The 26,628-nt window shown below is 70.0% G+C and carries 22 protein-coding genes and 1 pseudogene; 16 read left to right on the forward strand and 7 right to left on the reverse strand.

Annotated features, from left to right (window positions below):
- The 8 genes from ACG2DA_RS11690 to ACG2DA_RS11725 form a co-directional block, all read left to right on the forward strand.
- Positions 1-5,203: beta strand repeat-containing protein (locus ACG2DA_RS11690; RefSeq protein WP_395255850.1), on the forward strand; the 5,203-nt coding region annotated here is incomplete at its 5' end.
- Positions 5,204-5,667: 464 nt separating this feature from the next.
- On the forward strand, positions 5,668-6,075 hold the full coding sequence (locus tag ACG2DA_RS11695; RefSeq protein ID WP_395255852.1) for a hypothetical protein: 408 nt from the start codon (positions 5,668-5,670) through the stop codon (positions 6,073-6,075).
- Between the two features lie 594 nt (positions 6,076-6,669).
- Complete coding sequence (locus tag ACG2DA_RS11700; protein WP_395255853.1) at positions 6,670-7,953, forward strand: nitrogen regulation protein NR(II); 1,284 nt, start codon at positions 6,670-6,672, stop codon at positions 7,951-7,953.
- Between the two features lie 4 nt (positions 7,954-7,957).
- Positions 7,958-9,448: a sigma-54-dependent transcriptional regulator gene (locus tag ACG2DA_RS11705; RefSeq protein WP_395255854.1), complete on the forward strand. Its 1,491-nt coding sequence runs from the start codon at positions 7,958-7,960 to the stop codon at positions 9,446-9,448.
- A 562-nt stretch (positions 9,449-10,010) separates the two neighbouring features.
- Positions 10,011-10,964, forward strand: coding sequence for a caspase domain-containing protein (locus ACG2DA_RS11710; protein ID WP_395255856.1), 954 nt, complete (start codon positions 10,011-10,013; stop codon positions 10,962-10,964).
- Positions 10,965-11,219: 255 nt separating this feature from the next.
- Entirely contained in the window at positions 11,220-11,681 is a 462-nt protein-coding gene (locus tag ACG2DA_RS11715) for a beta-lactamase hydrolase domain-containing protein (RefSeq protein ID WP_395255858.1), read from the forward strand.
- The gene (locus tag ACG2DA_RS11720) at positions 11,681-13,078 is read left to right on the forward strand and encodes a rhodanese-like domain-containing protein (RefSeq protein ID WP_395255859.1); all 1,398 of its coding nucleotides are present in this window, start codon (positions 11,681-11,683) and stop codon (positions 13,076-13,078) included. The genes ACG2DA_RS11715 and ACG2DA_RS11720 overlap by 1 nt, the downstream gene beginning before the upstream one ends.
- 250 nt (positions 13,079-13,328) lie before the next feature.
- Positions 13,329-14,840: a bifunctional metallophosphatase/5'-nucleotidase gene (locus ACG2DA_RS11725; protein WP_395255876.1), complete on the forward strand. Its 1,512-nt coding sequence runs from the start codon at positions 13,329-13,331 to the stop codon at positions 14,838-14,840.
- On the opposite strand, the gene ACG2DA_RS11730 is transcribed toward ACG2DA_RS11725, so the two are convergent.
- The 7 genes from ACG2DA_RS11730 to ACG2DA_RS11760 form a co-directional block, all read right to left on the reverse strand.
- Positions 14,830-15,402 carry a DsrE family protein gene (locus ACG2DA_RS11730; protein ID WP_395255860.1) on the reverse strand — a complete coding sequence of 191 codons (573 nt, stop codon included), beginning with the start codon at positions 15,400-15,402 and terminating at the stop codon, positions 14,830-14,832. The two genes, ACG2DA_RS11725 and ACG2DA_RS11730, sit on opposite strands and share 11 nt — an antisense overlap.
- A gap of 105 nt (positions 15,403-15,507) precedes the next feature.
- Positions 15,508-16,101: a YeeE/YedE thiosulfate transporter family protein gene (locus ACG2DA_RS11735; RefSeq protein WP_395255861.1), complete on the reverse strand. Its 594-nt coding sequence runs from the start codon at positions 16,099-16,101 to the stop codon at positions 15,508-15,510.
- Positions 16,094-16,642, reverse strand: a complete 549-nt coding sequence (locus ACG2DA_RS11740; RefSeq protein ID WP_395255862.1) for a YeeE/YedE thiosulfate transporter family protein — start codon at positions 16,640-16,642, stop codon at positions 16,094-16,096. Before ACG2DA_RS11740 ends, ACG2DA_RS11735 begins: the two co-directional genes overlap by 8 nt.
- Positions 16,639-17,166 carry a DUF2243 domain-containing protein gene (locus ACG2DA_RS11745; RefSeq protein ID WP_395255864.1) on the reverse strand — a complete coding sequence of 176 codons (528 nt, stop codon included), beginning with the start codon at positions 17,164-17,166 and terminating at the stop codon, positions 16,639-16,641. Before ACG2DA_RS11745 ends, ACG2DA_RS11740 begins: the two co-directional genes overlap by 4 nt.
- A gap of 50 nt (positions 17,167-17,216) precedes the next feature.
- Positions 17,217-17,459, reverse strand: a complete 243-nt coding sequence (locus ACG2DA_RS11750; protein WP_395255865.1) for a hypothetical protein — start codon at positions 17,457-17,459, stop codon at positions 17,217-17,219.
- A 54-nt stretch (positions 17,460-17,513) separates the two neighbouring features.
- A complete protein-coding gene (locus tag ACG2DA_RS11755) occupies positions 17,514-17,975 on the reverse strand; it encodes a hypothetical protein (protein WP_395255877.1) in 462 nt (153 codons plus the stop codon).
- Positions 17,976-18,304: 329 nt separating this feature from the next.
- Entirely contained in the window at positions 18,305-18,958 is a 654-nt protein-coding gene (locus tag ACG2DA_RS11760) for an ArsR/SmtB family transcription factor (RefSeq protein WP_395255866.1), read from the reverse strand.
- Positions 18,959-19,201: 243 nt separating this feature from the next.
- Here ACG2DA_RS11760 and ACG2DA_RS11765 point away from each other — a divergent pair, with 243 nt between their 5' ends.
- The 8 genes and pseudogenes from ACG2DA_RS11765 to ACG2DA_RS11800 all read left to right on the forward strand — a co-directional run bounded on the left by ACG2DA_RS11765 (position 19,202) and on the right by ACG2DA_RS11800 (position 26,551).
- Positions 19,202-20,773, forward strand: coding sequence for a rhodanese-like domain-containing protein (locus tag ACG2DA_RS11765; protein WP_395255867.1), 1,572 nt, complete (start codon positions 19,202-19,204; stop codon positions 20,771-20,773).
- Between the two features lie 113 nt (positions 20,774-20,886).
- A complete protein-coding gene (locus tag ACG2DA_RS11770) occupies positions 20,887-22,584 on the forward strand; it encodes a bifunctional metallophosphatase/5'-nucleotidase (RefSeq protein WP_395255868.1) in 1,698 nt (565 codons plus the stop codon).
- 52 nt (positions 22,585-22,636) lie between these two features.
- Positions 22,637-23,215: a DsrE family protein gene (locus tag ACG2DA_RS11775; protein ID WP_395255869.1), complete on the forward strand. Its 579-nt coding sequence runs from the start codon at positions 22,637-22,639 to the stop codon at positions 23,213-23,215.
- Positions 23,216-23,262: 47 nt separating this feature from the next.
- On the forward strand, positions 23,263-23,820 hold the full coding sequence (locus ACG2DA_RS11780) for a thioredoxin family protein (protein ID WP_395255870.1): 558 nt from the start codon (positions 23,263-23,265) through the stop codon (positions 23,818-23,820).
- A 290-nt stretch (positions 23,821-24,110) separates the two neighbouring features.
- A pseudogene (locus ACG2DA_RS11785) lies at positions 24,111-24,829 on the forward strand (IS5 family transposase).
- 633 nt (positions 24,830-25,462) lie between these two features.
- The gene (locus ACG2DA_RS11790) at positions 25,463-25,717 is read left to right on the forward strand and encodes a hypothetical protein (protein WP_395255871.1); all 255 of its coding nucleotides are present in this window, start codon (positions 25,463-25,465) and stop codon (positions 25,715-25,717) included.
- A gap of 71 nt (positions 25,718-25,788) precedes the next feature.
- Positions 25,789-26,070: a hypothetical protein gene (locus ACG2DA_RS11795; protein ID WP_395255872.1), complete on the forward strand. Its 282-nt coding sequence runs from the start codon at positions 25,789-25,791 to the stop codon at positions 26,068-26,070.
- Between the two features lie 58 nt (positions 26,071-26,128).
- A complete protein-coding gene (locus ACG2DA_RS11800; RefSeq protein WP_395255874.1) occupies positions 26,129-26,551 on the forward strand; it encodes a hypothetical protein in 423 nt (140 codons plus the stop codon).
- Positions 26,552-26,628: the final 77 nt, after the last annotated feature.

Genomic DNA, 26,628 nt, shown 5'->3' on the forward strand with positions numbered 1-26,628 from the left:
GGGCGCCTCCGGCTCGGCCGGGACCGGCGGCGACGCCGGAACCGGCGGCTCCGCAGGGCAAACGAGGTTCGGCAGCGGCACCCTCACCGGCGGGACGGGCGGAACCGGCGGAACCGGCGGCCACGGCGGAACCGGCGGCGACGGAGCCGCCGGCGCCCGGGGCGGGACCGGCGGCGAGGGCGCCGGCGGCACCATCCGCCTGCAGGGCGCCGTGGTGAACGTCGACGGCGCCCTCTCGGCGGTCGGCGGCGGCGGCGGCCGACTGGTGTTCAACACCTCCGGGACCGGCAATACGGTCAACAGCGTCCAGGACGCCGGCATCGTTGAGAAGTACAACACCGGCGAATTGATCGTCACCGGCCCCTCCGGCGTTTCCCTCGGCGGAATCGATCAGCCGCACACCCTGATCGTGGGCCGCGGCACGTTCCGCATCGACAGCGACCCCCTCGGCGCCGGCGCCCCCGGCCCGCTGACGGTCAGCGGGAGTTCGGGATCCGTCACCGCCACCGTCGGCTCCCGCGTGGGGACCGACGTCGCCACGCTGCTCGCCGGCGAAACCCTCCTCCAGGGCGGCACGACGACCGTCGAGGAGCAGGGCGAGATGGAAGCGACCGGCTTGCACGTTCGCAGCGGCGGGAGATTGAAGATCGACGCCGCGCAGACCGGCGGCTTCGCCGACGGCACGCTTCTGGTGACCGGCGACACCACCGTCGGCGACGCCGGCCCCAACGCCGGCGGCTACGTCGAGGTCAACGGCGAAGCGGCCCTCGGCTCTATCACGTTGAACTCCGGCGGCACGCTCGTCTTCGGCGGGCTGGTCGAAACCGATCGTGCGATCGGTTCCACCGGCACGCTGGGCAACCTGACCGTCAACTCCGGCGGCACGCTCAGCGGCATCGGCACCGGACCGGGCGAGGGCGGCGTCCTCCGGGCCGCCAACGCCGCCTTCAACGGCGGCACGACCGACTTCGGCAGCGAAGACAACGTCGTCGAGTTCGTCACCTTCCAGATCGCTCAGAACGCCTATTCCGGCGGCGGCCGATTCGAGAGCCACGGCTCCCTGACCGTCTCCGACGTCAACACACTCGCCCGATTCGGCGACAGCGCCACGCTGGCGGGGAACTCCTCGTTCCTCGGCGACACGACCGTCACCGGCGGCGCCGTGGACGTGCGGGGCGATGCGGCGCTCGGCCTGACGACCGTCAACGGCGGCGTGTTGAAGGCGTCGGGCGGCGGGTTGATTGAAACCGACCACACCCTCGGCTCCACCGGCACGCTGACGGACCTGACGCTCGGCGTCGACGGGGCGACCGCGGCCGGCACCGGGCTGACGCTGGAGGGCGCCGGCTCCACCGTGCGGGCCGTCGCCCTGCAGCTGTTCGACAACGGCGCCGGGGGGAACCGGGCCGTCCTTACCTCCGGCGTCGGCACGCTGCTCGAGGTGAACACGATCGCCTCCTTGGGCAACGCCGACCTCTCCGGCGCCACGACCGTCGCTCAGTCCACGACCGTCAGCGGCGGGAGCTTCAACGTTCAGGCCGGCGGCATCTTCGACACCCCCGTCCTCGACGTGCACGGGGGCGTGATGACCGTGAACCTCGGCGGCACGCTGGACGTCGCCGGCGTCGGCGACGGGAACGCCACCCCCTACGTCGGCACCGACGTCACCGGCGGTACGCTGACCGTCCAGGGGACCGCGGGCCTCGCCGCCACGACCGTCGGCGCCGGCGGCACGCTGAACGTCAGCGCCGGGACCGCCGACACCTTCGACAACGCCGCCCAGTCGATCCTGCACGACCTGACGGTCCTGAACGGCGGCGCCGTCAACCTGACCGGGACCGGTCTGCTGACCGTCCACGCAATGCAGAACGCCGGGAGCGTGACCGTCGCCAGCAAGGGGGCGGGCGGCTCCGCCGTCGGCCTCCAGGCCGACAGCGTCACCACGACCTCCGGCGGCACGTTCACCGTCGGTTCCGGCGGGGTGAACCACGGCGCCGCCGCGGTCGCCGGCGAACTGAACGCGACCGGCGCCGGCGCCGCCGTGAACGTCGCCACCGACGGCAGCACGCTGGCCGTCAACACGGGCGGATCGCACGCCGACGCCGTCGGCCTGACCCTCTCCGGCGGGGCGACTTCCACGGTCGCCGGCTCGGTCGACGTCACCGGCCGCACGACCGTCACCGGCGACGACGGCCAGCAAACGCCCGCCGACTCCTCCCTGACGATCAACGGCGCCGGCGGACAGCTCGCCACCGACACGCTGCACTCCGACGGGACCGTTTCCGTCGTCCACGGCGGCCTGGCGGTGCGGGGCGACGGCGACGACCAGACTGCCGACACCGTCGTCACCGACGGCACGCTCTCGGTGGGCGCCCAGGGCGACGCCGCCCTTGGCGCCACCGCCGTCACCGGCGGGACGCTGTCCGTCGCCGGGACTGCGGACACCCGCCACGACCTCGCCGACCAGGGCGAACTGCAGGCGCTGTCCCTCACCGGTTCAGCGACGCTGGAGGTGACCGGGACCGGCTCGCTGACCGGCGGCGACGTGGCCGTGACCGGCACGACCGCGCACGTGCTGAGCGTCGGCGACGGCGTCACGACCGACCGCGGTTTGTCGGCCGGCGACATGAACGTGACCGCCGGCGGTTCGGCGACGGTCGGCCGGGCGGCGGCGACCGGCGCCCAGTCCGCCGCCGCGGCGGACGGCGTGCTCGAGGTCCAGCAGACGCTCACGATCGACGGGGCCGGCAGCGCGCTCAACGTGCTCTCCACCGGCTCCGTCACGCGGGCCGGCGTGGAGGCGCAGGGCGACCTGACCGTCAGCGGCGGGGCGGCGGCTCGCATCGGCGCCGCCGCGGACGGCGACGTCGCCGCGGCCGACGGCTCCGCGAACGTCGGCCACACCACGACCGTCGCCGGGACCGGCAGCACGGTGGACGTCGTCGGCCACTCCTCGTCGCTCACCTCCGGCGGGATCGTCGTGGAGCAGCACGGCGCCCTCGGCGTCGAGGGCGGCGTGGTCGAAACGACCACGCTCTCCGCGACCGACGGCGGCTCGGTAGTCGTCAAGTCGCACGGCACGCTGAACGTCACCGACGTCGCCCCGCACCAGACCGCCACCACGATCGGCGGCGGCCAGTCCGTGCCGGGCTCCCTCACCGTGGAGGACGGCGGCCAGGCGCACCTCAGCCAGACGGAGGTGAACGCGGGCGGCTCCCTCACCGTCCTCGGCGCCGCCGACACGCAGGACGGCAGCCACATGCTGCGGGACACGCTGCTGAACCAGGGGTCGCTGACCGTCGGCGACGGCCTGCTCTCCTCCGTGTTCACCACCCGTCTGCTGGACGCGAAGAACAGCTCGACGGTGGACGTCCAAAATCACGCCAAGCTGACGGCGGAGAAGGTCAAGATCGACGCCACCAGCGACTTGACGGTCGCCAACGGCGGCCTGCTGGACGCCCAAGACGTGGAATACGCCCAGAGCGCCACTCTGAGCGTGCAGGAAAACACCACCTTCACCGTTCAGAACGACGCCACCCTCACCGGGGCAAGCTCGAAGGGCGCCGGCGACGGATCCAAAACCGTCGTCAACGGCACCTATCAGGCGAAGAACTTCACGGTGCAGGAGGGCGCCACCGTCAGCGGCTCCGGCACGCTGTGGGCCACCGGCAACGGCGGGTCGGACGGCACCGTCACCATCGACGGCAACCTGAACCCCGGCAACAGCCCCGGCGTGATCGGCGTCATCGGCTCCAGCACGACCCTCACCGCCAACTCGACGCTCGGCATCGAGTTGGTCGCCACGCCGCCGGGGGTCACGCCGATCGCCGGCACCCATTACGACCAGATCGCCGTCACCGGGGCGGCCGTTATGGACGGGAACGCCGTCGCCGTGTCTCGGTTCGGCCCCAACCGGCCGTTCGTGCCCGGCACGCAGTACGACATCGTCACCGCCACCGGCGGACTGACCGTGGCGAGCCCGGTGCGGGTCGACAGCTACATCGCCAACGCCCGGTTCCTCCAACTGGTCGGGCCGAACACCTTCAGCCTGATCGCCGCCCGGGACCAGCTGTATCAGCGGGACTTCGGCACGACCGTGAACCGGGCCGGCGTCGGCGGCGGGCTGGACGCGGTGCGGAACTCTCCGGGGCTGATGAGCCTGCGGGACGCTCTCGACATGCTGCCGATCGACGAACAGGTCGGCCGCGCGTTGGAGCGGCTCTCCGGCGAGATCTACGGCACGCAGCTGGGCGCCCTGAACCGCAGCTCGCTGCAGTTCTTCGACGCGGTCGGCGCCCGGGACGCCGCCTTCCCGCTGGTCTGCGGGACCTGCGGCGTGGGCGCCGGCGAAACCGGCCTCCAGGGTTGGTGGGACACGACCGGCGCCGTCGGGTCCGTCGGAGGCGACGGCAACGCCGCCGACGCCGACTTCCAGACGGCCGGCACTGCGGTCGGCCTGTCGCGGATCTTCGGCGAACCCGGCGGCTGCCTCGCCGTGGGCGGCTTCTACGGGTACGAGTCCGTCACCACGGAGATCGACTCCGTCCGCTCCCGGGCGGAGACGGACGCCCACCGCTTCGGCGGCTACGTCCGGGCGAACGTCGGCCGGACCTACGGCCGCCTCACCGCCTTCGGCGGGGCGACCAGCACGGACGCCCGCCGCCACGTGGTGATCGACAGCCCCTTCACCTCGATCAACGACGGCCACGTCGCAGACTACTCCGGCGGATTGGCGGGCGTGGACCTCGAGACCGGCTCGCTGTTCGGCGGCCCCGGTGCCTACCTGATGCCGGTCGTCGGCCTGCGGTACGTGCGGGCCTCCCTGAACGAGTTCACCGAAAGCGGCGGCGTGACGACGTTGACCGTCGACGACGCGGTGCTCGGCGAACTGCGGGCCCGCCTCGGCGCCCGCGCCGGCGTGCGGCTGCCGAACGCGATCGTCCCGCTCACCGGCACCTTCGAGGCGTTCTACAGCCGGGACGTCTCCGCCGGCTCGGTGGGCGACGTACGGTCCGCCTTCGTCGCGGCGCCGGGCTCCGACTTCGAGAGCCGCGGCACGGACTTCGGCCGCGACCGCGTGACGCTCGGCCCGGGCCTGACGATCGGCAACGGTCCGCTGCAGATCGGCACGTCCTACCGGGCGGGCCTCAGCCGCGAGAGCGTGCTGCACGCCGGCGACGTGCGGCTGGAATACTGCTTCTGAGCCAGCTCGCCCGGGAATCCGGGCGGGAAGATTTAACGTTCTCGAACGCGGCCGCTCCGGGAGATTCCCGGGGCGGCCGCGTCCCTTTATGTTTGCGGTGCCTCGATCAGCCCCGGGAATGCGGCGGGACCGACTTCGCCCCGTCGCCGTCCGTTGACGTCAACGAACGGCGACACATGTCGCCGATTGTTGACGGTCGGGAGGGAGTCGCGGGGGATGGAACCTTCGCGCCGAGGACCAGTCGACGGGAAAAGGCCGAATATATCAGCTGCACGCCCCGCCAGAGCATTTCGAGACTATCAGAACAGCATTTTCAGCGTTTGGCACGCGTCCTGCATGCAGATTAATTGCTTCCGGGTGGGTCCGCCTCAATCGCCCCCCGGCCGCCACGAAGCACGGTCTTCTTCAAGACTCGCCCATCCGTCGCGTGGCTCGAGATGCGGCTCCACCGAGAGGTTGCTGTCATGTTGCGCTCCCACGGCAAATTGCTCGCGCTCGCCGGACTCGCCGTCACGTTTGTGACCGCGGACGTCGCTGCCGCCGGGCTGACCGGCGCGGCTCGTCTCAGCCCGGGGGTCGGGTTCCATAACCGGACCGGCAGCTCCTACCAGGCGGGCCGGCAGTTCGTGCCCCGGGCGTACGCGACCCCTCAGTACTACGCGGCGCCGCAGGCGACCGTCCCGTTCTTGGGCTCGATCGCGACCCGTCCGGCGACCCCGGCTCCCGCGGTCGCGGCCCAGCCGCGGGCTCTGACGCAGCCCCGCGTCGTCCGCACGCAGCCCGGTCGCGTGATCTACCGCGCCCCGGCCTACCACGTGCCGGCCGCCCCGGCCCCGCAGACGGCGGCCGCCCCGGTCGCCCCGCAGCGCTAGGGATTCCCGGACGACGCCCGTCGTCGTCGACAGTTCTGAGGACGTCGGGGCGGGGCACGCACGGCCCGCGACCCCGCTCCGGCGCCCGATTCCGCAGGCCAACCCCCCGTTTCGGGCGGTTGGCCCGTTTTATGCGCCGACCTCGGCGACGTCTCGTCGTTCAAGCGCAGGTGAGCAAACGACGCCGACACGTCCACGATCTCATTCTTATCAGAGTGGAAAGCAAACGATGTCTGAAGACGCCTTCATTTCCGCGGCCGCCGCCTGGCTCACGCTCTCCGGCCTCGGAGCCATCCTGCTGCTCGCGGCGAGCTCCTGGTTCTTCTAGTTCGCTTCGCCCGCAATCCATACTTCTACACGCCCTCGGGGCGATCGAAAGAGACTCCGATGACTGGTCTGGAACAGTTCGTCGAGCCGCTTTACTGGCTCTGCGTGATCGCGGCAGGGCTGCTGCTGGCGACGGGATGGGGAAACCAGTCCCCCTGACGCGCGCCGGGCGGGCGGCGCGTCGCCCCTCGGGCTCCTTGGTCGGCCGACCGGCGCCCCCGTACCCTATCCCCGTCGCGCTTCTCGTCGTTCGCCGGGGGTTACCACATGGCTGATTCGTTGTTCAAAAGGAACGAGATCGACGACGTCCAGTTCCGGTACGTGGCCAACTTCACCTACGACTGGGAAAGCTGGCACGCCCCGGACGGCGCGCCGCTGTGGATCAACGACGCCGTCGAACGACTGACCGGGTACCGCGTCGAGGAGTGCCTGGCGATGCCCGAGTACCCGCTGCCGATCGTCTGGCGGGAGGACCGCCCGCGGATGCGGCGCATGCTCCGCGACGCGATCGCCGGAGAATCGTTCAACGACTTAGAGTTCCGCGTGAGAACCGCGACGGGCGAGCGGCGCTGGATGGCCGTCTCTTGGCAGCCGATGACCTGCGACCGCGGCGTGCACTTGGGGTTCCGCACCAGCGTCCGCGACATTGCCGACCGGCAGGCGTTGCGGGAGAAGCTGCGACAGCAGAACCAACGTCTGGAGCGGCTCGTGCGGGAGCGAACCGCGGAGGTCGCGCGGCTGGTGAAGAACCGGGGACGGATGGAGCGCCTCGCCGCGGTAGGCGAGTTGGCCGCCGGCGTCGCCCACGAAATCAACAACCCCCTCGCCGGCATCCGCAACGCGTTCGCCCTGATCGGCGGCAGCCTCGCCCCGGACCACCCGCACTACGACCTGCTGGAGCTGGTCGACGCCGAGATCGAACGGATCAGCACGATCATTCATCAGATGTACCAGCTGTACCGGAGCTCCCCGCTGCGGGCGCAGGACCTGACGGTGGAACAGGTCGTCCGGGACGTGTTTTGCCTGCTGGGCCTGATCGCCGATCGCCACGGCGTGCGGCTGACGGTCGGCCGGGCCGACGGCGTCGAGGAGCCGACACCCGCCCGCCTGCCGGAGAACGAACTCAAACAGGTGTTGTTCAACCTCGTTCGGAACGCCGTGCAGGCGTCGAAGCCCGGCGGCGAGGTGCGGGTGGAGATCGCGACCGGCGTGGAGTCCGCCGACGCCGCCGGCTCCGCCGGCGCACCGGGCGCCGAAACGGTGGAGATCGCCGTGGCGGATCGAGGCACCGGCATCGACGCCGCGACGCTCCCCCGCATCTTCGAACCGTTCTTCAGTACGAAAGGTAAGTTGAAGGAGGGCATGGGCCTGGGGTTGTCGGTCACGCAGAACCTCGTGGCCGCGATGGGCGGGGAGATCGTCTGCGAGACGGAGCCGGGGGTCGGCACGACCTTTCGTGTGACGCTGCCCCGCCGCCCCGCCGCCCCCCAGGACGGAGGCCCGGGGGAGGTCGGCGTCGGCGGACGGGACTCCGGGAGAGAACGGGGCTGACCCCATGCCGAGCCGCATCCTCATCGCCGACGACGAGCCGCTGTTTCGCACCACGACCGCGAAACTGCTGGAGCAGGCGGGCTACGACTGCGAATGCGTCGCCGACGCGGACGCCGCCATGGCGAAGCTGCGGGCCGAGCCATTCGATTTAGTGCTGTCCGACCTGAACATGCCCGGCAACTTCAAGCTGGAACTGCTTCGGGACCAGCACGAGAACCGCCGGGGCGTGCCGATTGTGGTGGTGACCGGCGTGCCGAGCCTGCCGACGGCGATCGACAGCATTCGGTTAGGTATTGCGGACTACCTGCTCAAGCCAGTCAAACTGGACGACCTGCTGGTCAGCGTCAAGCGGGCCCTCGACGGCGCCTCCCGGAACCCGGCCGCGACCGGGCCCCGACCGGACCGGGCCGCATTGGCCGGGCTGTTCCCCGGCCTGATCGGCGCCAGTCCGCCGATGCTCGAACTTTACGAGGTGCTCGACCGGATCGCGGCGACGAACACGAACGTGCTGATCACCGGGGAGAGCGGCACCGGCAAGGAGGTCGTCGCGGAGGCGATCCACCGGCATTCGCACCGGTCCGAGGGACCGTTTCAGGTCATCGACTGCACCGCGATGCCGGAGTCGCTGTTCGAGGCGATGCTGTTCGGCCATAAGAAAGGCGCGTTCACCGGCGCGGTGACGGACTCGGAAGGCCTGCTGAAGCAGTGCGACGGCGGCACCGCGTTCTTCGACGAACTCGGCGAGTTGCCGCTCCCGCTGCAGGCGAAACTGTTGCGGGCCGTCCAGCAGCAGACCTTCATGCCGGTGGGCTCCCAGAAACCGGTCTCCGTCGACACCCGGTTCGTCTGCGCCACGAACCGCGACCTGGCCGCCGAAGTCGAAGCGGGACGGTTTCGACAGGACCTCTACTACCGCCTGGGCGTGATCCACGTCGAACTGCCGCCGCTGCGGGAGCGGGGCGACGACGTGCACCTGTTAGCCGAGCGTTTTCTGGAGGAACTCCGGCCGGAACACAGCCCGGTACGCGGGTTCTCCGAAGCCGCCGCCGCGGTCCTGCGGGGATACCGCTGGCCCGGCAACGTCCGTGAACTCCGCAACGTGATCGAGCGGTCCGTCGTGCTCGCCCGCGGGGAGCTGATCGAACCGCAGGATTTCCCGGAAGACGTCCGAAACGCAGCCGAGCGGGACGAGCCGGTCAACCTCGCCTCCGGCGCCACCGGGTCGACCGTGCCGCCGCCGGAAACCGCCGCGGCCCCCGACGTCGCCGCCAAACCCGTGTCAGGCGACGGCATCGACGGCGTACGGCTGACGCTCTCGCCCGACTTGCCCCGCGACGAGGCGATGCGGATTGCGGAGCGGCAATACCTGCTGCATCTCTTGCGGGAGCACGCCGGCAATGTCTCCGCCGCAGCCCAGCACGCCGGCCTCTCCCGGCAGGGCCTCCACAAAATCATCCGGCAACACGACCTCGACGTCTCTCAGTTTCGCCGCTGAACGCCCGCGTGGCGGCAGAATTCGACGCCCGCCGCGACGGTGCGCGGACGTGCGCAGAACTCGGGCCCGTATCAGCCATCGGCCGAGGCCGGGAGCACGCGGTCGCACGACCCTCCCGCGCCCCAGGGCGACTCGTCGTGGACGGCCGCGTGCAGGTCGCGGACGACGTGCGGGCCGGCCGCCCGCTCCCGGTGCGTTCCCGCTGACCGCCGGGTTTGTCGGGCGGCAGCAGCGGGGCGATCCGCTCCTAATACGCGTCGGTCAAATCGGTTTTGTACGCTGCGCGGCTTCGAAGGGTCTCCTGTGCGGCGAAGGACGAGCCAAACCGCATCCGCATACCCGAGGCCAACCCGAACAGTCGCTGAGACATCGTCCGCGCTTCCGCGGGGATCCGAGAAGCGTGCCGCCGCCGACGGCGTATCACAGTCTGAGCGTCCAGGTCGGGTCCGCATCGGCGTCCGGTCCCGTCAAAGCGGTTATGGCGTGGTACGGGCGGCCCGGCGATGATCGGGCCGGCCCCGTCGGACCGCTTCGCCCGCTCGTCCCGTCTGGATTCGCCGTCATGTCCCGCCGGTCGCACCTCTTTCGGATCGGCGTCTGTCCCGCGAACGCCGAACCGACTTCGGCCCGGCAGGTCCCGCCTCTCCCTGCGGTCTTGGGGCTGCTGCTCTGGACGTCGGTCGCGGTCGGCCAGACCCCGATCGCGGGTCCGCCGACGGCCCCCGAGCCCCTCACTGCCGCGGAGGCGACCGCCGCCGCGGAGGGCATGAAGGCCGAGCCCCGTCACGCCCTGATCGTCGGCGTGTCGGACTACGAGGACCCCCGCATCCCCGACCTGCCGGTCTGTAAGGCCGACGCCCGGGCCGTCCACGCCCTGCTGACGAACCGGAAGATCGGCGGCGTTCCGCCGACGAACGCCACGCTGTTGATCGACGAAGCCGCCTCCCAGCGGGCCGTGGAGCGGGCCCTGAACGCCCTGCGGGCCGTGCCGCGAAACGCGACCGTGTTCGTCTACTTTAGCGGCCACGGGGCCCGGGTGGGCGAGGAGACGTTCCTGATCCCGCAGGACGCGGAGGCGGAGTTCTTCAGCGGCACCTCCATCTCGCAGACCGACCTGGACCGCTACCTGAAGCGGGTGCCCGCCGCCCGGGTCGTGCAGTTCGTCGACGCCTGCTTCGCCGCCGGCCTGCGGAGCGGTCCCGACGGGACGACCAAGGCCTTCGCTGCCGACGCCGAGGCGGCCCTCGCCTCCTTCACCGGCCGCGGCCGCATCTTCTTCGGCGCCGCCGGCGCCGACGAGGAGGCCCTCACCGCCCCCGATAAAAAGCGGAGCGTGTTCACCCTCCACCTGCTCGACGCGTTGAAGGGCAAAGCGGACGCCAACAGCGACGGGGTGGTGACGGCCTTCGAGGTCGCCGGCTATCTGGACGGTTCCGTTTCCGCCGAAGCCGCCGAGCGGGGCGGCCTGCACCGGCCGCGGGTGGAGATCCCGGCGGCGGACACGCCCGCCGGATGATCCGCGTGATCGAGACGCTCCGCCGCGACGTCGACCGTCTCCGCGAACGGGCGGCGGCCTCTTACTGAGAGCCCGCCGGGCTGTTGCGCCGGCGGCCGGTCCTGCGAGATCCCCCGGCCCCCGGCTGCCCGCAGTTTCCCAACGCCGGATCGCCGCAGGCCGTTACTGTCGGCTCTTTCCCACGACCGTTTCCCCCCACCGGCGACGGGACGATCCGGGCCCTCTTGCCCGTCACCGCCCCGACGGAAAGCCCCCATGCAACACGTCATGAAGATCAGCGACGACGTCACGGTCGGTCCGCAGCCGAGCGAGGCGGAACTCCACGAGCTCGCCGGCGATGGCTTCAAAACCGTCGTGAACTTCCGCACCGACGGGGAGGAGGACCAGCCGCTCTCCCCGGCCGCCGAGGGCGACAAGGTGCGGGCGGAAGGGTTGGAGTACCTTAACGTGCCGGTCTCCATGGACTCCATGGGCCCGGACCTGGTGGATCAGTTTCGCGAGAAGTACGCCGATCTGCCCAAGCCGGTCTTCGCCCACTGCAAAAGCGGCAAGCGGGCCGGGGCGATGGTGATGATGCACGTCGCCGTCGAACGCGGCATGAGCGGCGACGAGACGCTGAAGCAGGCCGAGGAGATGGGCTTCGAATGCGACCAGCCGGAACTGAAGGGCATGGTCAAGAACTACGTCGACGCCCGCACCGGAAAGGAGGGTGAGTGATGCTCGTTCTGGAACAGATCAACACCCCGGGCATCGCCCAACTCTCCTACCTGATCGGCGATACCGGCGCCGGCACGGCCGCGGTGATCGATCCGCGGCCGGACTGCGGCGTCTACCTCGAACTCGCCAAGCGGCACGGACTGTCGATCACCCACGCCGTCGAAACCCACATCCACGCCGACTTCCTCAGCGGCAGCCGGGCGCTGCGGGCGCGGCTGGGCGGGAACGTCACGGTCTGCGTCAGCGGCGAGGAGGACCCCGACTACGGCGACGAGGTGCGTCGCCTGCGGGACGGCGGCCGGCTGACCTTCGGCGACGTGACGCTGACCGCCCGCCACACGCCCGGCCACACGCCGGAGCACCTCGCCTTCGAGGCGGCGGACGGCGACGATGTCGACAACCCGTGGGGCGTCTTCACCGGCGACTCCCTGTTCGTCGGCAGCCTCGGCCGGCCCGACCTGCTCGGCGAGGAGGAGACCGAGGACTTGGCCCGCAAGCTGTTCCGCACGATGCGGGACTACTTCCGCAATCTCGACGACGGCGTGCTGGTGTACCCGGGCCACGGCGCCGGCAGCGCCTGCGGGGCCGACATCGGCGACCGGCCGGTCACGACGATCGGCCGGGAAAAGCGGGAGAACGAGGCCCTCAACATCGACGACGAAGACGCGTTCCTGGAGTTCGTCAAAACCGGCGCCCCGCCGGTGCCGGCCCACTATCCGCGGCTGAAAAAGGTCAACCTGAAGCCGTACGATCGCGCCCACGGCCCGACCTGCCCGCCGCTGTCGGTGGAGGCGTTTCGGCGGCGGAGCGAGGAGGCCGACGCGCAGTTGCTGGACACCCGCGACATGCTCGCCTACGGCGGCGGGCACGTTCCCGGGGCGATCAACATCGGCGACCGGGACGAACTGAGCGTCTGGGCCGGCGACATGCTCGACCCGGACCGCCCGCTCCTGCTCGTCGCCTACGACGACCGCCGGATCCCGGAGCTCGTCACGCTGATCCACCGCGTCGGCTTCACCCGCTTCGCCGGCTATCTCGCCGGCGGCATGACCGCGTGGAACAAGAACGGCCTGCCGCTGGCGACGGTCGACCAAACGACCGTGACCGAGTTGAACGGGCGCCGCGACGAGGTGCAGACGCTCGACGTCCGCAACGACAACGAGTGGGACGGCGGCCGGGTGCCCGGGGCGACGCACTTCTACGTCGGCGAGATGCGCGACGGCAGCCTGCCGGACCTCGATAAAGACCGTCCCGTTGTCTGCTATTGCGGGAGCGGCTACCGGGCCAGCATCGCGGCCAGCCTGCTGAAACGCGGCGGCTTCGCCGAGGTGCTCAACGTCCCCGGCAGCTGGAGCGCCTGGCGGAAGCAGGATCTGCCCGTCGAGGGGGGCGACTAGGCCGCGGGGTCGCCCCGTGTTCCGGACGGGAGGTTCCGCCCGCGACGGCGCCCGCATCACGTGGATCGCGCCTAAAATCACCGAGGATCAGACCTGTGCTGAACACGTCGCGGGATCGTCGCCAGTTTCTCGCCGCTCTGTCCGCGGCGGCGGCCCACGTGCCGGTCGCCGCCGGCGCGGCGCAGGACCGGGCGTCCATGTCGGCCGCCCGCTCGAGCCGTGAGCGGTACGTGACGCTGCTGTACGTCAACTGTACGTCAACGACCATCACGGCCGCCACACGGGCATAGCCGTGGAGCCGGGTGACGCCACGTCTCAAACCGCCGATCCCGGCCGCGACGGGGTCGAGTTCGAGCGCAGCGGCGTGATCGGCGGCTTCGCCCGCCTCGCCACGGCGGCGACACGCGTCCGATCCAGCCGCCCCGACGAACCGGTCCTGTTGTTCCACGGCGGGGACACGTTTAGCGACGACCTGCTCGGCAACCTCACCGGAGGCGAGGCCGTCGTTCGCCTGATGAACGCCGTGGGCTTCGATTTTCTGGCCCTCGGCAATCACGACTTCGACTACGGCGTCGAGCGCACGCGGGCTCTGCAACAGCTCGCGGAGTTCCCGATGCGAGCGGCGAACGTCACGCAGGGCGGGAAGCCGTTCCTCGGCGAGCCTTATCAAGTCTTCGACGCGGGCGGGGTGCGCGTCGCGACGCTCGCCCTCGGCTATCACAACACCCCGTGGACGGCTTCCGAGAAGCTGATCGAAGGGCTCACGTTCAGCAACGGCGTGGAGGCCACCCGCCGACTTGTGCCGCGACTCCGCGAGCGTGCTGACGCCGTCGTGGTCGTCTCGCACCAGGGCCCGCCGATGGACGCGAAGCTCGCGCGAGAGGTTCCCGGGATCGACCTGATCCTCGCGGCCCACTCGCACGACTGGCCCCGGCCCCCGCGACGCGTGAACGGCGTGCCGACGGTCCAAGCGCTCTCCGACGGGCTCGTCCTGGCCGACGTGCGGCTGCGGGTCTCGCCCGCCGGCGACGTCGCCGTCGACCGCGTGGACTACGAGCCGTTGTGGGCCGACCGGTTCGAGGAGGACGCGGAGATCGCCGCCCTCGTTGCGGAGCTGCGCGCCCCGCACCGGGGCGAACTGGAGGAGGTCGTCGGCCGCACGTCCGAACGCATCGGGCGGCAGTACGCCTCGCCCAGTCCGTTCGACCACCTCGTCGGCCGCATGCTGACGGAGGAGTTCGACTGCCGGGCCGCGATCCTGCCGGGCGTCGGCTACGGCGTCTCGCTGCCGAAGGGCGACGTGACCCGGGAGCGGCTCTACACCCTGCTGCCCCACCCGGCGAAGGTCGTCGTCGTCGAGATGACCGGTCAGGCGGTGCTGGACACGCTCGCCCAAAGCGCCTTCAACCAGAACCCGCCCGAGCCGCGCCTGAAGGTCGGCGGCATCGTCCAAACCCCCGGCGTCGGCTGGCGGATCGACCTGACGAAGCCGATCGGGGAGCGGGTGAGCGACGTGACGATCGCCGGCCGCCCCCTCGAGCCGGGGGCGACGTACCGCATCGCCACCCACACCGGCCCCGCGGGCGGCGTGCACCGCTACCGGGCCGTCGCGGCCGCGAAACGCCTGGCGGAACCGGACGTGCGCGTGAACGAACTCGTCGAGCGCCGCCTCGGCGCCGCCGGCGTCGTTTCGGCCCCGGACGCCGGCGGAGCCTGCACGTTGATCCCCGCTCCGAACCTCGAGTTCGACGTCAGTTCATAAACGGGATGTAGGCGTAGCCGTCCGTTTGCAGATTAATATTCACCGTGGCGGCGGAGACCGCGACCGTGACCTCCGGGGCGACCTCGTCGGTCGCGAACCCGTGATGAGCCAGCGCCTGGCCGCACACGTAAATTTCGACCCCCTCCTGCTTGAGCTTTTTGATGAGGTCCAGATTCGGATTGGACGAAGGGCCCTGGGCCTGGGCGTAGGGCTTGGAATGTTTCACGTACGCCTCGTCCCGGAGCGCCGCCTTCGTCGCCGGACCGTGGAGGATGAGGGCCATCTTCAACCCGTCGTCGGTTCCCGCCCCGGCCTGCGCGTACTGATTCAGGATCAACGCCGCGCGGTCGAATCCCTTGATGACGTCGCCCGACTTCGCGTCGGAGGTGACGTCGAGCAGCACCTTGGAGTTCTTCTCCGGCTGCTGGGCGGCGTCGGGCAGCGCGACGACGCCGCCGTGCCCCTCGATCAGCGGATATTCGAACTCGGGCGTGCCGGTCGGGTCGGCGACGAGCAGCGCCGTCGCGAGGGCCGGGACGCCGAGGGTCGTGAGGGTTTTCATCCGTGTGCTTCTGGGTGGGAGGTCGGGGGAGGAGTGAAACGCTTCAAGGGCAGGCGAGAGCCCGAAGACGATGCGAAGTTCCGGGGGGCCGCAGGATCGTTCCTGTCAGCCGGCGGCGTGGTGCGTGCCCGGCGCCCCCGGCGCCTCCGACGGTTCCCGACGACGGGGGCGGCTCTCAATCAACCAGACAATCAGCAGGCTCGCGGCCACGAGGCCGGCGACGACGAGCCACGGGGAGACGCCGAACAACTCGGGGAGCGTGAGCTTCCCGTAATCGCCCCACAGATTGATCAGCGGTTGCAAAGGCGAGTACAACGCCACGAACAGGCCCGCCCCGGCGAACATCCCGAGGACGCCGACCATCGCGTCCCGCCGGCCCTCGCCGCAGGCGGCGACGCTCGTGCCGGGGCAGTAACCCAGCACGGCCATGCCCGCGCCGAACAGCACGGCCCCGACGAGCACGCCGCCGAGCAGAAGCGGCTTGAGATGCAGCGACGCCTGACCGCCGTCGACGAGGGCGAAGACGCCCACCGAACCGACGACGACGGCGGAGCCCATGATCTTCACCACGGTCCAGTCCTTCAGCAATAATTGTCCGAGGATCACGTGGTACTTGGCGACCCGCCCCTTCTGGAGCAGGAACCCAAATAGGATTCCGGTCAGCAGGCCCAGGCCGAGCCGGGTCGGTTCCTCAAACATTCGTTGCTCCTTCTTTGCCGTAGAGCAGGTAAGCCGTGGCCACCGCCGCGGCGAACATCGCCGCGACGAACAGCCAGCTCGACGCCGCCAACTGAAGCGTGCCGCTGATCCCGTGGCCGCTCGTGCAGCCTTGGGCGAGCCGGGCCCCAAACATCATCACCGCCCCGCCGAGGAAGGCGGCGACGAACCGCTTCGCCGTCCCGCCGCCGAACCGCGACCGCCAAAGCGGCGGCACTTTGAGATTCGTGCGGTCCCCCGAAAGCAGCGAACTCAACAGCGCCCCGACGAACACGCCGAGCACGAGCGTCCACTCCCAACCGATCTTGGGCGACTCGCCCTCCTTCGCTTTCTCCACGTAATACGGGTGCGTCTCCTCCAGCGAGGGCGCGACCGCCTGTCCCGCGAGGGCGGCGGTGTTCTCGAAGGCCGAGGTGATCCCGAGCGGGTGATCGGCCGTGGCGAAGGCGAACCAACTTAAGACGCCGATGGCCGCGCCGACGAGATAAGGGGACCACGCGGTTTTCGTCAGCGGGTTGTTCATCGCGCGTTCCCGGGAGTGCGGCGTGCGGGGCCCGAAGGCGCCTCGCTCCGATCGGACCAGATCAGCCAGCCTCCCAGCAGAACTAACAGCAGGCCGGCGCCGAGGAAGGTCAGGTCCCAGACGAGGTGGTTCGCCGTCTCGACTACGTGATGGACCTGCAGAATGTGGTGATCAATCACCCCCTCCACGAGATTGAAAATCCCCCAGCCGAGGGTGAGCGAACCGACGAACGTCCGGGTGGAAAGCGGCACGTCGGGCCGTCGGACGGCGTGCCAGAGCATGCCGAGTCCGAAGGCGGTCATGATCCAGCAGAAGGCGTGGAACAGCCCGTCCCAGAACATGTTAATTTCGAGGTTCACCGCCAGCGTCGAAGCCTCGACGGCGCCGCTGACGGGGAACTTGGCCGAGAGCATGTTGTGGAGCTGCATCAACTGGTGAAACAGGATGCCGTCCACAAAACCGCCCATCCCGATGCCGATCATGGTCGCCGACGAGATCAGCGGACGCCGATTGCGGTGATCCATCAATCCCGTTCTTTAGGATTTGAGGTGAAGCGCTCGCCGTTCGGCTCGACCTACCGAGGCGGCCGGAGGCGATCTTTCGGCCACGGGAGGCCAAAATGAATGACGCCGACAATCAGCGCCATGACCGGGATCGGAAGCGTCGTCAGCAGGCCGTTGAGCCAGAACTCTTCATTGAAGATCCCGGCCCAGACTTGTTTTCCGACTTTCGAGTCGCAGTAGGGACAGGCGACGGCCGCGGGGCTCCAGGCCAGCGCCAAGGCTGACGTCGCCCCCCAGACGTAGCGGCGAAACATGGGCGGCTCCCGGTTTCTAAAGAAGTTCCTCGGTTCTCGGGTCGGCGCTTCGGTTCAGCGGGCCGCCGCCCCGGCGAACCGCTCTTCGGCCACTTGGCTCCCGTCGGCGCTCGGGGCCGGACGACGAAAGCCGCCCCGCAGCGCTCTCAAGGCCTGCCGTTCCTCGTCGATCTCATGGATCGTGCGGAATCCGAGCCGCCGAATGATCGGCAACGGCGGGCACCAGCCCTGCACGGCGTGCTGGAACAGGAAGCCGGTGACGACCAGCGGCAGGAGCGCCCACCGCCGGTCCGACGTCAACGCCAGCGCGCTGCCGGTGAACGCGAGCGTGGCGGCGTTCGCCTCCAGCGTCCGTTCCGTGTCCCATTCCTGATCCAGCTCTCGCAGCCGCTGGTCGATCTGCTCGGGCGTGGCGTCGCGGTAACGGGCGACCCGTTCCTCCATCTCCCGACGGATTCGTTGGTTCACCTCCTCCATCGTATGTTCCGGAACTCGGCGACTGGTCGGGGGAAGTATGGGCATCGTTTGCGGCGTCAAGGGGACCTCGGGCGGTTACGACAGGAAGCCTCTCGGCTCCGCATCACTGCCCGATCGGAAGACGCAAACGCGGCGCCGCCGCCTCAATTCCGTTCGCCGCCGCGGAAAACCGACGGCACACGCACCAACAACGTTCCGCCGGCGTCCTGAGGACGGGCACGCTGATCGACGGCCGCCCAGCCCGCGCCCGGTCGCGGGGATCGTCGGCCGCCGTTTCGATGGAAGGTCGATCAAGCGAGTGCCGTGAAGGATCTCCGAAACGCACGGCGGGGGCCGACTGACTACGGGCGCCGCGGACGCGTCGGCCATCACTCCACCGGCAGGCCAGCGGCCCGCCACTCCGGCACGCTGAACCGCAGGCGTTGGGAGGCCCGCGTCGCCTTCAACAGGCGGTTCCCGGCGACGGCGCGGGCGCAGAACGGACCGCGGCAGTAAACGTACAGCGGCCCGGAGCGAGGCAGGTCCGGCTCCGCCTCGCCGAGCACGTCGAACGGCACGCTGCGGGCCGTCGGCAGGTGGCCGGCGGCGTACTCCTCCTCGGGCCGCAGATCCAACAGCGTGACCCCGCCCCCTTCGATTTGATTGAACAATTCCCGCTCCGAGATCGGGGCGGCGGCGTCGAACTCCTCCCGCATTGTTTCCCGCACCTCGGGGAGCACGACCTCGCCGAGGTCGCGCAACCGCAGCCACAACTCCCCGACCTTCTCGTCGGTCAACCGGCAGTGCACGGTGCGACCCTGCTTGCGGGCGGTCACAAGGTTCGCGTTCCGCAGCAGGCGGACGTTCGCGCTGGCGGCGGCCGTGGTCTGGCCGGTCGCCTCGGCGAGTTCCCCCACGGTCTTCTCCCCGTGGGCCAGCAGGTTGAGCATCTTCAGCCGGTGGGCGTTGCTCAGCGCATGCCCCACGCCGGCGAGTTGCTCGTAAATCCGGGCCTGCGGCGGCGGTTTGGGGTCTGCGGACATCGGCAACGGGGACGGAACGGGAAGGGCCGCCGCACGGGCGGGCCCGGCGGGGGGACGCCTGGACCGGATTTTTTCTGTGAAATTGAGGTCGGCCTCACCTCATCATACGCCGCACGCTGGATGAGACGAACAGTCAAACAACCTATTGACCAATTGCTGTTCGTGGCGATGATGCGGGCGTCACGGGGCGAAGGCCGTCGCCGCGACCGCCGCCGTCCCGCCCGACCGTACGGAGAAATCTCGATGTCGCTCGTCACCCGCCGCGAACTGCTCGGCCATGCCGGGGTCCTCGGGCTCGGGGCCGCCTTTCTGCCGCACGCCGCCCGGGTGGTCCGGGCCGGCGAGCCCGGCCGTGCCGCGAAGGGGGAGACGCCGGACGGCGTCGTGCTGGAGGTCGTCGAAAGCGGCGGGCTCTCCCACTACTCCTATTTTCTGGCCGACGTGCGGGCCGGCGTCGCCGCCGTCATCGACCCCCGCCGCGACGTGTCGGCCTATCGGAAGCTCGCCGAGGAGTACGGCGTCACGATCACGCTGGCGGTCGAAACCCACGTGCACGCCGACTTCGTCTCCGGCGCCCGCGAGTTGGCCGACCGCACCGGCGCCGAGATCGCCGCCAGCGTCGAGGGCGGCGCCGGCTATGGGTTCCCCGTCGACCGGAAGCTCAGGGACGGCGACGTGCTAAACGCCGGCTCCATCCGGCTGCGGGCGATCCATACGCCGGGCCACACGCCGGAGCACATCTCCCTCGTCGCTTCGACGAAGGGCGAGGACCGCCCGTGGGCGCTGTTCACGGGGGACTTCCTGTTCGTCGGTTCGATCGGCCGGCCGGATCTCATGGGGGTGGAGAACACCGAGGGGCTGGCGGAGAAGCTCTATCAGTCCGTGCGGACCGCCTATGCCGACCTGCCGGACGCCCTGCCGATCCACCCGGCCCACGGTCCGGGCTCCCCCTGCGGGGCGAACATTCAGAAGCCGGAGGGCACGCCGACGCTCGGCCGGGAGCGGGACAATAACGCCTACTGGCGCATTGAGGATCAGGCGGACTTCGTCCAGGCCCTGCTCGCCGCCCAGCCGCCGATCCCCTACTACTGGCCGCGGATGAAGCAGGTCAACGCGGCGGGGCCGAGGATCCTCGGCGACCGCCCGGCGCCGGAGGCGCTGGACCCGGCGGCGTTCGAGAACCTCCTCGCCGCCGGGGACGTGCAACTGGTCGATACGCAGCTGATGTTCGGCTACGCCGGCGGGCATATTCGCGGGGGGACGGACCTTGGGTACAACGAGGTGATGAGCCTCTGGGGCGGGTGGACGCTGGACTACGACAGGCCGATCGCCCTGGTCGTGCCGGAGACCGCCGACGCCGCGGGCCCGCAGGACTGGCTGGCCCGCGTGGACCTGACCGAGGTGCGGGGCGTTTTGAAGGGCGGGATGACCGCCTGGGTGAAATCCGGCCGTCCCTTCGACTCCTTTAAAACGATGTCCGTCCGGGAGGTGCACGACGCCTTCCCGACCGACGCCGTACAATTATTGGAGGTCCGCCAGCCCTCCGAATGGGACCAGGGGTACATCAAGGGGGCGAAATACATTTTTCTCCCTGAACTGCCGCAGCGGCTGAACGAGCTGGACCGGTCGAAGCCGGTCGTCGTGTATTGCGGCAACGGCTATCGGGCCACGGTCGGGGCGAGTCTGCTGCGGAAACACGGCTTCGACGCCCGTACGGTGCCCGGTTCGTGGGACGCCTGGACCGCCGCCGGCTTGCCGTTCGAGCAGCCGAAGTCCCCCGGCAAACCCTCCGACACGACCCGCAGGGCCGCCTGACCGGACGACCCGGTTCTCTCTTGCTTTCAAAGCCGCCGGGCGTCGTCCCGGCGGCTCCGCCCTCGCTCTGCCCCCGTCTTGAACGCCCCCCCGCGGGCGTTCCTGGAGCCGTTATGTCTTCTCTTCAACGACTGGCCGTCCGGGCGACGCTCGCCGCGCCGCTGCTCTTCGCCGCCCCGGTCGCCTCCGCCGCCGACGCCGACGCCGAATCAAACCCGGACGGCGCCCGCCGGCTGTCGATCGCCTACGTCAACGACATCCACGCCCAACTCGAACCCCACCCGGAGCTGTTCTGGAACGCCGCCGGCGGGGGAACCTACACCAACGAACGCGTCCGCGACGCCGGAGGGCTGAGCCGCATCAAGACCGCGTTCGACCGGCTCGCCGAAAGCCGCCCGCATCTGCTGCGGATCGACGGCGGCGACACCTTCCAAGGCTCCGGCCCGGGCGCCTGGACCGAGGGCGGCGTGATGGTCCGGCCGGTGAACGCCCTCGGCATTCATTACGCCATCCCCGGCAACTGGGCCGTCGCCTACGGCGCCGACCGGCTGGTCGAACTCTCCAAGCGGCTCAATTACCCCCTGCTGTCGGCGAACATTTACGACGAGGCGACCGGCGAACTGGCCTTCGAGCCGTACCGGGTGACGGAGGTGAACGGCGTCCGCGTGGGCCTGATCGGGTTCACCGACCCTGACGTGCCCACCCGCCAGCCGCCCTATATGAGCCGCGGCCTCTCCTTTCGCGGACAAGACGTCCTCCAACCGGCGATCGACAAACTCACCTCCGGCGAGGGCGTCGAGGGCGGGCCGGTCGACGTGCTGGTGTTGATCACCCATATCGGACTCATGAAGTCCGTCGAACTGGCGGAGACGCTGCGGGGGGTGGACGTGCTGCTCTCCTCGGACACCCACGAACGCACCTACGAACCGATCGTGCGGGGCGAGACGTGGATCGTGGAGGCCGGGGCATTCGGCTCGCTGATGGGCGTGCTGGATCTGTCGGTGCGGGACGGACGGATCGTGGACCGCCGGTGGGAACTGCTCGAACTGCGGGCGGAGGACTACCCGGAGGACCCGGCGGTCAAGGCGATCATCGAGGAGGAACTCGCCCCGCACCGGGACCGGATGGAGCGGCAGATTGGCCGCACGGAGGTCTGGCTGGAGCGGTACAACGTGATGAGCTCCCCGCTGGACCGGCTGATCGCCGACGCGATCCGCGAGGAGGCGGACGCGGAGATCGGCCTGAGCAACGGCTACCGCTTCGCCCCGCCGACCGCCCCCGGACCCGTGACCGAGGGCGACCTCTGGAACTGGCTGCCGACCCCGCTGCCGTTGAAGCTCGGCGGGGCGACCGGGGCGCAGTTCAAGGCGTATTGGGAGAGCGAATTTGAAAACGTGTTCTCCGCCGACCCGGACCGTCTGTTCGGCGGCTGGCTGGCCCGGCCGAGCACCAACATGCACGTGGATTTCAACAGCGCGGCCCCGGCCGGCGAACGGCTGATCGAGATTACGGTCGACGGCGAACCGCTGGAGGAGGACCGCGTTTATCAAATCGCCGCCGGCACCCGCGACGGGCAGCCGGAGGACCAGATTCACCGCGTCAAACAGTGCCGCAACGTCCGCACGAAAGACGCCACCACCCACACCGCTGTCGAACGCTATTTCCGAGATCGTTCGCCGGTCCAGGAGACCGGCGATTCCCCGCTGCACTGCGTCGTCCGCCCGGACGTGCTCCGCAGCCAGTTTCTGAACCCCCAAGTCGGCGCCCTCGCCGACGGCGAGCAGGGGCCGGAACAAGACTTCGGCCGTTAAGTCCCCGCACTCGTTCACCCACTCCTCCGTGTCTCAAATCGAACACTTTTTGATGAAGTCTCTCAACCTCCGCCTCGCCCTCGCCGCCGGCGCCGTGCTGGCCGCCGCGATCGGCCTGTCCGCCTCCGACCGCCCGGCGCTCGCCGCCCTGCTGGCGCCGGCCCCCGCCGCGACTGCCGCTCCCGCCGAAGCCGGCGACGACGGCCGCCCGGTGATCGGCCTGCAGTACGAGGGGCCGATTAAGGTCGTCTATCAGGTCAGCGACGACGAGTGGAAGGAGGGCGTCGGCAAGGGCCTGCTGTACCTCGGCAAGCTCCGCGAGTATTACGAGAAGCAGGGCGTGCCCGCCGAGAAGCTTGATATTCGGGCGGTTTATCACGGCAAGGCGGCCGCCCATTTGCTCACGGACGAGGCCTGGCGGAAATACGGCTTCGAGGGCGACGCCAACCCGAACACGGCCCTCATCTCGGAACTGACGGAGCGGGGCGTGACAGTCGAGCTGTGCAACGCCCGCCGGCAGCGGGAGGGGTGGGCCAAGAACGAAATCCACCCGGACGTACAGCTCGCCCAGGCCGCGTACGCCCGGCTGATCGACCTGCAACATCAGGGCTACGCCTATATCCGCTTTTGAACCGACGTGCCGAGTTCGCTCCTTCCTTTTCATTGAAAGTCGTTTTGATGTCCGTCGCCTGTTCCCCCTCCGGCCGCTGCGGTCGTCCCTGCCTCGGGGCGGCCGTGGCCGTCCTCGGCGTCGCCGCGATCGCCGCGGCGGGGTTCGTCGGCTGGTCCGATCCGCTCTCGGCGGGGCCGTCCGCCGGCGCCCCGGCTGTCAGCCCGTCCGCAGTCGGCAAAAGGACCGAGACGGTGCTTTCGTCGCAGGTCCCGTGGCGGACTGATTTGACGGCGGCGTTGGCGGAGTCGGCCCGCTCCGGCGAGCCCGTGCTGGTGGACTTCGCCGCCGCGTGGTGCCCGCCCTGCCAACTGTTGGAGGAAAAAACGTGGCCGGCCCCCGCCGTGCGGGCGGTCTTCGCCGACGGGGTAATCCCCGTGAATCTGGATCTTGACGACGCCGCGGCCCAAGCCGCCTCCGAGACCTACGACGTGGCTTACCTGCCGACGCTGCTCCTACTGGATTCCGAAGGCGAAGAGGTCGCCCGCACCGGCTATATCGACGCCGCGGGGCTAGTCGAGTTCTTCGACGAACACAAAGCCGCGGCGACCGCCCCGGGTCGCTGATCCCCCGAACCTCCCCTGCGACGCCGCGACCGACGGCGTGTCTTTCCCCCAAATTGGAACCCGGCGGCAGGTTCTCCGCCGCCCTGCTGACCGTCGCGCTCGCCGCCCCCCGGTTGCCGCACCGACCGCAGCATCGATTCGGACAGACGACCCGACGGGAAATTCGACTTAGAGCCTGTTGTTGACCTTGGTCCTCTAGGAGCAGCGACGGGGATGACCACGCTTCGGAACGGCCCCGCAGCGACGCGACGGATCCCGAACGGCAGTTCGTCCGCCCCGACCTGACGCAGATGCGGGAGGCCCCCCCGCAGCGGGAGCGCCCGCTGCGGGGGCTGTCCGACGCGGGGCGGTACGTCGTCAAGACCGGCTGCCCCTGGCGGGCCTGCCCCGCGACTTCCCGCCGTGGGAGGCAGTTTCCCGGCGGGCCCGACGCTGGCCGGCGGCCGGGGCCTTTGAGAAGATCGCCCGCGACCTGCGGATCGTCGAGCGGCTGCTGAAGGACCGCAGGGAAGACCCGCACGCGGCGATCCTCGGCGCCCGCCCCCTGCAGAGCACGCCCGAAAGCGGAGCCCAGGCGGGCTACGACGGGGCCAAAAAGAAGCTTGGCTTCGAAGTTCACGCCGCGGTCGACACGCTGGGCAACCTTCTCTCGCTGACCGTGACGGCCGCCGACGAGCAGGAGCGGGCGGAGGTCGGCGCGCTGCTGGGCCGGGTGCAGCAGGTTGCCGACGCACGGGTGGAACTGGCGTGGGCGGACCAAGGCGGCGCTGGCCGGGGCCGCCGCCTTGGAGGGCGTGGAGCTGAAGATCGTGCGGCGGCCGAAGGCGGATGAGACGGTTCGTGCTGCCGCCGCAGCGGTGGGTCGTGGAGCGGACCTTCGGCTGGCTGGGAGGGAGGGTTCCGAAGGCTCGCCCGCGACTACGAGCGGCTGGCGGAGCCCCTGGCGGGCTACCACTGGCTCGCGTTCGCCGGTCTCCTGCTCGGCAGGATCATCCGCGACAGTTCCTAACAGGCTCTCGACGCGAGTCTGACCGGTCGGCTTGTGGAGGGCGAGCTACGGGACGCCTGTCCGGGGCATCGGGCGGGAACCGGAAAGGCAGTCTGCCGAGTTTTGGCAGGACGCCCCAATTTCGGCGGTTGCTCCGGCCGCGTCCGGAAATCGCTCGGGTGACGCGGGGGTTCGCGTTTGGCTCCGGCTTTGTCGACGAAAAACGCCCCGCCGGCGGGGCCGGCGGGGCGAGTCGGGATGACAGGATTCGAACCTGCGACCTCTTGACCCCCAGTTAGAGGCGGGGCAGGGGGTCGCTTTTCTGTTTTCGCAACGCCTACAGGCGTAGGGGCCGACTGTGCAGGGCGGACGCTCCGCCGGGCTGCGCCGCGTCGGCGGCGGCCCGTTGCACGCGGCGTTGCACGCGAAATCGAGACGGCGGAGTGCGGCGCAGGGGGCGGCCGTCGGCCGACTCTACGAGCATAGCGTCAAGCCCGTTCTGCGTTTTTTGGAGGGCGTCGGAAGTCGCCGGAAGTCGCCAGCGGTCGCCAGCGGGCGAGCGGGCCGAAACGGCGTTTGAGGCTGAAATCGTCGCGTATCGTCCGTCCATCGCAGTTCGACGCGAACAGACGAACCCGACCGAGCCCGACCCCGATGCCCAAAACGACCCTCTCGCCAGCCGACGCCAAGTACGGCTACGAGTTCGGCGAGGACGGCCTTGTGCGGACGGACGACGCCCTGCGGCTCCTCTGCGTGGGCGTGAGCAAGCTGCGGGAACTGTCGAACCCCGGACCGCACGGACGGAAGGCCCCGATTCGTAAGGGCTACCTCAAGGCCGGGGTGCCCACCAGCGGGGCCGTGTACTGCCTGCGGTCCATCCGCGAGCACGTCAAAAGCCTTGAGTGCTGACGCCGCCGCGTCCGCCTGACCGCTCCCCGTCCCCCGCGTCCCCGACGCCCCGAACCGAGACCTGACCAACGATGAAACGATTCGTCACCTGCCGCTGGACGTGGAATCGCCCGGAGAACGAGCGGGTCGACGGCAAGCCGGCCGGGCCGGTGAGCCACAAGCTGTCCGCCGCCCTCCTGTGGGAACCGCGAGACATTTGGGTCGGCCTCTACTGGACGCATCGGGACGGGGGCGGCTCGCGGTTCCTGTACGTCTGCCTGCTGCCGTGCCTGCCGCTCCGCGTGCATCTCAAGACCAGCTACAGCGGGCGGTTCCCGGCCAAGTGGTTCCAGTTTTCGTTTCCGGGCGGCTGACCCGACGCCTGACCCTCTCCCGTCCCCGACGCCCCCTCTGACGACACGACCCGGACCGATGGCCGACGCCGAACTCGACGCCGAACTAAAACGCAACGCCGCCGACCTGCTTGCATGGGTCCGGGAGCGTGCGGAGGCCGGGGAGGACTTCCTCGCCGAACAGGCCCCGCTGGTGGTGGAGGAGTACCTGCGGTGGGGCTGGTGGGAGGCGGCGCTGAGTAGCGGCCTCTACGGGGCCGGACTGGCTGTCGCCGCTTGCGTCGCGTGGGTGATCGCCCCGGTCATCAAAAAGCTGCTCAACACCCCGATTTTGGAGCAGAAAGAGTCTGACTTTTCGACCGCGTTGCTGGGCGGAATGTTCGCCCTCATCGTCGGACTGCCCTCCGCCCTGTGCCTTACCAGCGCCCTGTTCGAGTTGGTTCAGATCACGGTCGCCCCGCGCGTATGGCTGATCGAACGGCTGGCCGACCTCGCGTCCTGACCCGCTCCCGCTCCCCGTCCCCCTCACCGCTCGCTCCCCGAGTCCCGATGGCCCGCAAGATCACCGCATTGCTGCCG

Origin of the sequence: Alienimonas sp. DA493 (assembly GCF_043951915.1) — a bacterium.
Taxonomy (GTDB): domain Bacteria; phylum Planctomycetota; class Planctomycetia; order Planctomycetales; family Planctomycetaceae; genus Alienimonas.